Source organism: Mesorhizobium sp. M4A.F.Ca.ET.020.02.1.1 (genome assembly GCF_004022645.1).
Taxonomy (GTDB): domain Bacteria; phylum Pseudomonadota; class Alphaproteobacteria; order Rhizobiales; family Rhizobiaceae; genus Mesorhizobium.
In genome coordinates this window covers 1-4272 of sequence record NZ_RZOI01000542.1, presented here as the reverse complement: position 1 = coordinate 4272, position 4272 = coordinate 1, and the positions used below count along the sequence as shown (strand labels likewise).

Below are 4272 nucleotides of genomic sequence, written 5' to 3'. Positions count from 1 at the left end.
GCGTCTCCGACGTGGCGTAGGAGATGCGGAAGTTCGGGCAAAGGCCGAAGGCGGAGCCGAACACCACCGCCACACCCTCGGCCTCGAGCAACTCCGCGCAGAAGGTCTCGTCACTATCGATCACCTTGCCGGTCTTCGTCTCCCTGCCGATCAGCCCGGCGCAGGACGGGTAGACGTAGAAAGCGCCCTCCGGCGAGGGGCAGGAGATGCCGCGCGCCTGGTTGAGCATCGACACGACAAGGTCGCGGCGCCCCTGGAAGATCGCCTTGTTCTTGGCGATGAAGTCCTGCGGGCCGTTCAGCGCCTCGACCGAGGCCCATTGCGCGATGGTGCAGGCGCCGGAGGTCTGCTGGCCCTGGATCATGTCCATGGCCTTGATCAGCCGCACCGGGCCGGCGGCGTAGCCGATGCGCCAACCGGTCATGGCATAGGCCTTCGACACGCCGTTCATGGTCAGGGTGCGCTCGTAGAGTTTCGGCTCGACTTCTGCGATCGTCCTGAAGACGAAATCGCCGTAGGTGAGGTGCTCATACATGTCGTCGGTCAGTGTCCAGACATGCGGGTGCTTGAGCAGCACGTCGGCCAAAGATCGAAGCTCGGCTTCCGTGTAGGCGGCGCCCGACGGGTTGGACGGCGAGTTCATCAATAGCCATTTGGTGCGCGGCGTGATCGCCTTTTCAAGCACTTCCGCCGTCAGCTTGAAGCCGTTGTCGATCGATGTGTCTGTAAACACCGATGTGCCGCCGCAGATCGCCACCATCTCGGGATAGCTCACCCAGTAGGGGCGCGGGATGATCACCTCGTCGCCGGGGTTCAGCGTCGCCATGAAGGCGTTGAACAGGATCTGCTTGCCGCCGGTGCCGACGATGGTCTGCTCCGGCCGGTAGTCGAGATTGTTCTCGCGCTTGAATTTTTTCGCGATCGCCTCACGCAGCTGCGTGATGCCTGACACTGGCGGATACTTGGTCTCGCCACGACGGATCGCGTCGATCGCCGCGTTCTTGATGTTGTCGGGCGTATCAAAGTCCGGCTCGCCGGCGCCAAGGCCGATGATGTCACGGCCGGCGTTTTTCAGCTCGCGCGCCTTCTGCGTCACCGCGATGGTCGCGGAAGGCTTCACGCGGGAAAGGGCGTCGGCAAGAAAGGCCATGACCTGATATCTCCAAGGGTCGGCGGGCCAGGAGCGGCCGCGGGCCTCTCATGTCGCATCATCCGGCCAAGCGCAAGCATTGTCGAATGAGCCAGGGGTCAAGCAGCCGTGACCGGCATCGCTCGGCAACAATAAATTCATCAACGGCCGCTAAAACCCCTGTTGGCAGGATCGCAAGCCATTTCCGCCAAGTCTTGCCGAGCGAGGATCCCTTGTCGCGTAGTATCGGGCTCGCCCACATCATCCGTCGTGATGACGGCACCTCCAGTGGTGTCTGGGGCGTCTATACGCTGCAGAGCGCATTCCAGCCGATCTTCGCCTTCAGGGAAGGCAAGCTGTCGATCGTCGCATTCGAGGGGCTGATCCGGCCGTTTCGTGACGGCGAGCCGCAGTCGCCGATGAGTTTCTTCAACACCTGCCCGGCGGGCGACCGCCTGCACATCGAGGCGCTGACGCGGACGCTACACCTGCTCAACGCCGGCGCCTGCCTGCCGGAAGAGGCGTCGATCTTCGTCAACTTCGACCCGTCTGTGTTCACCGACCGCGCCATCGCAGACAACGCGCTGCGCGACATGCGGCTGGTGCTGCACGAGGCCGGCATCGACCCGCGCAGGATGGTTTGCGAGGTGACCGAACAGAAATCGGCCTCGCAGGAAACGCTCTACAGCTTCGTCGAGGCGCTGAGAGCCAACGGCTTCCGCATCGCTGTCGACGACTACGGCGCCGACGAATCCGACATCAACCGGATCAAGGAGCTCAAGCCCGACATCGTCAAGTTCGATGCGCACTGGATCACGCAACTGATGGAGTCCGGCGCCGGCTTTGCCCTGTTGACCACCATGGTGAAGAGCTTCGAGCAGCAAGGCATTCGCACCGTGTTCGAGGGCCTCGAGGAAGGCTGGCAGCTCGAGCTTGCCGAGAAATCGGGAACCTCGATGGTGCAAGGCTTCGTGCTGGCGCGGCCGGAACTGGCGCCGACCAGCTTTCGCGTCTTCGGCAAGGGCGTTGAGGCGTCCGCGGCAGCGACGGGCATCGGCGATGCGCCGGTCAGTTCGGGCGCGGCGCCGACGACGCGCCCGGCGCGGGTGTTCGGGCGCAGGAACGCCTCGTGAGCGTTTGGCCGGACAGGCGGCGCAATGCCGCCGAGGCGATCTTTGCCGACGAGATCGGCATCGAGTACGGCGTCTATGGCGACTTCCGGCTGAAGAGCGCCTATCAACCGATCTTCGCGCCGCGCGGCCGCTCGTTGGCGCCGGTCGCCGTCGAGGCGTTGATCGAGGCGCAGCGCGACGCGAGGCCGGTCGCGCCGCCGGTGTTCTTCGGCAGCCTGCCTGCCGCGGACCGCCTGTTCGTCGAGACGATGTGCCGGATGCTGCATCTGAGGAACTTCCGCAACATCGGCGTCGAGGGGCTCGACCTGTTCTTCAACTACAATCCGCTGATCAACGACCATCTCGGGCGGGCGCTGGCCGAGATGCGGCTGATGACCAGGCATCTCGGCGAACTGGATCTCTATCCAGGCATGCTGGTCTGCGAGATCACCGAGCAGGCGGCCAACGACAAGGTTCTGATCAGCCTCGTTCGCGAGATGCGGCGCGACGGCATTCGTATCGCCATCGACGATTTCGGCACCGGACATTCGACTGAGGAGCGCATCGCGCTGCTTGCGCCCGACATCGTCAAGATCGACGGCGCCTGGTTTGCCGAGTTCTGCCGGCATGCCGCCGCCGAGCGCTTCTTCCGGCCGCTGGTCTCGATGCTGCATGATCGGGGCGCCAAGGTGCTGGTTGAAGGGATCGAGCAGGCCGTGCATCTTCGCGTCGCGCTCGATGGCGGCGTCGACCTTGTGCAGGGCTACCATCTCGCCCGCCCGGCGCTGGCGGGCACGATCTTCAACGAGGAGCCACTCTCCACCGAGGCACTGCTCGGCATGGACAGCAAGGTGGTGCCGTTGCATCAGCGGCGCTGATGTTCAGGCCAAAACAAATCACTGGATGAGGCGGCTTCCGCCGCGCGATATTGGCGCGAGCCGGAAGGAGACCTGATGATACTCTACAGCATGATCGACAGCGGCAATTGCTACAAGCCGCGCCTGTTGATGGCCAAGCTCGGCATTGCCTTCACCAATGACGAGGTGAGCTCGCATACCGGCGACACCCGCAAGGCCGATTTCGTCGCCAAGAATCCCAACGCCATGGTGCCGCTGCTGGAACTCGACGACGGCAGACGGATCGCCGAATCCAACGCCATCCTGCTCTATCTCGCCGAGGGCACGCGCTTCCTGCCGGCCGACCGGTACCAGCGGGCGCTCGCCTATCAGTGGCTGTTCTTCGAGCAGTACAGCCACGAGCCCTACATCGCCGTGCGCAAGGCGCTGCTCACCTTTCCCGAGCGCGCCAGGGACGCGACGCCGGAACGGCTGGCATCGACGCTGGAGCGCGGCAACAAGGCGCTCGGCGTGATGAACAGGCATCTGGAAGCCAATGCCTTCTTCGCCGGCGATGCATACAGCGTCGCCGACATCGCGCTGTATGCCTACACGCATACCGCCGAGAAGGGCGGCTTCCAGCTCGACGCCTATCCGGCGGTGGCCGCCTGGCTCGGCCGCGTGGAGGCGGATCCCGGGCATGTGCCGATCGAGTGGCTGCCTTAGTCTTGTCCTCACGCCGTCGCCGCTTCGCGGCTCCGCCAAGGAAGCCAATTCCGCAGCGTCGCGCCGCCCCTCATCGCCCTGCCGGGCACTTCTCCCCGTGAACGGGGAGAAGAAGGCAGCTTCGGCGGTTTCGCCAATGTCTGAACCGCAGGCAAATAAAAAGGCGGGATAAATCCCGCCTTCCCATTCCGGTAGCCTGATCGGGAGCGTCTGACCGGGCTGGCAGCTATCTGCTGTTCCAGCTTGTCGGGTCTTTCCACTCCGGCGCGCTTCTCGCGCGACCGTCAGTACATCCGTGACTTGCCGCGCGCCCCGAACCTTCGTCCGGCGCGCGCTGTTGCTAAATCAGGCTGCCTTGCTCAGAGACCCAGCAGCGGACTTGCCGGTGCGGCGGTCCTGCTCGATCTCGAAGTTGATCTTCTGGCCCTCGACCAGGGTCGACAGGCCAGCGCGCTCGACAGCGGAGATG

4 protein-coding genes and 1 pseudogene are annotated in these 4272 nt (G+C 64.3%); 3 read left to right on the top strand and 2 right to left on the bottom strand.

Annotated elements, in window-relative coordinates:
• Window positions 1–1150: pyridoxal phosphate-dependent aminotransferase (locus tag EN742_RS26200; RefSeq protein WP_148670261.1), on the bottom strand; the 1150-nt coding region annotated here is incomplete at its 3' end.
• 212 nt (window positions 1151–1362) lie between these two features.
• Between EN742_RS26200 and EN742_RS26195 the strand changes: the two genes are divergently transcribed.
• The 3 genes from EN742_RS26195 to EN742_RS26185 all read left to right on the top strand — a co-directional run bounded on the left by EN742_RS26195 (window position 1363) and on the right by EN742_RS26185 (window position 3803).
• A complete protein-coding gene (locus EN742_RS26195; protein ID WP_126058753.1) occupies window positions 1363–2262 on the top strand; it encodes an EAL domain-containing protein in 900 nt (299 codons plus the stop codon).
• The gene (locus tag EN742_RS26190) at window positions 2259–3119 is read left to right on the top strand and encodes an EAL domain-containing protein (protein ID WP_128333453.1); all 861 of its coding nucleotides are present in this window, start codon (window positions 2259–2261) and stop codon (window positions 3117–3119) included. Before EN742_RS26195 ends, EN742_RS26190 begins: the two co-directional genes overlap by 4 nt.
• Before the next feature lie 75 nt (window positions 3120–3194).
• The gene (locus EN742_RS26185; protein ID WP_126058755.1) at window positions 3195–3803 is read left to right on the top strand and encodes a glutathione S-transferase family protein; all 609 of its coding nucleotides are present in this window, start codon (window positions 3195–3197) and stop codon (window positions 3801–3803) included.
• A gap of 345 nt (window positions 3804–4148) precedes the next feature.
• Here the strand turns inward: EN742_RS26185 and EN742_RS26180 are convergent.
• Window positions 4149–4272 (bottom strand): annotated as a pseudogene (locus tag EN742_RS26180) (cold shock domain-containing protein); the annotation flags it as partial.